1 pseudogene is annotated in these 775 nt (G+C 57.0%); it reads left to right on the top strand.

Annotated features, from left to right (window positions below):
- Positions 1-206, top strand: a pseudogene (locus DDE77_RS19280) (LysR family transcriptional regulator); the annotation flags it as partial.
- Positions 207-775 lie beyond the last annotated feature (569 nt).

The raw sequence follows: 775 nt of genomic DNA, 5'->3' as shown, positions 1-775 counted from the left end.
TGGATTGGTTGGTTGAACTGGCGCGACAAGGGTCAGGTGCGGTGATCCTGCCAGCCACCGCTATTCCTTCAGACATGGGCTTGGTGTCGAAACCCATCGATGGTCTTGAAATATCAAGAACTGTTTTTGCCCTTCGATATCGGCACCAAACGACGAGACCAGAGACAAATGATCTGATCCGTGAGATGACGCGCACGCTGGCGTAGTGAGGTCGGTAATCGACATTCGCCTATCGTGCAGCAATCGTCACTTTGGGCTCAGACCAGACTTTCGCGGCATCACGCTCGAACGTCCGTTCTACTTTTCTTCGAGATCTCGCCCGCAATCCGCCACTTAGCGCTGGAGAAATTGCGCCAGATTGCGGTGAAGGTCACAGCGAACCACACCCATTGTGTGCGGTGATAGTCGTCGGTGACGAGGCCGTACTCTTCAAGAAGCCACCGCGCCGCGTGAGGCGACCTTCGGCGCTGGTAATAGTGGGTTGGTTCTTTTCAATCTTGTAGAGCCGCTTGATTTCCCTGCTGACCTCTTCAGCAGACGGCCCCGACTTTGCCGTCGGGTGGAAGGGAATGAACGGCCGGTTTCGGGCGCCGAACGCGGCGCTCCGAACGGCGACAATGGGGTCGGTAGCCCCCTGCCCCTTTGGCAATCTTTGATGTCCACGGCCGTAGGGCCCGTTGCTCAACCGTTCCTCTGCCGGCCACTTTGGCCATAGGAGAAACGTAATGGGTATCTCACAGTATGATCCTGCTGCGGCAGGGAGGCCAGCTTGGAA

Source organism: Devosia submarina (genome assembly GCF_003056345.1).
Classification (GTDB): domain Bacteria; phylum Pseudomonadota; class Alphaproteobacteria; order Rhizobiales; family Devosiaceae; genus Devosia; species Devosia submarina.
The sequence above is the reverse complement of the archived record's forward strand: the minus strand, read 5'-3'. Positions and strand labels throughout refer to the sequence as shown.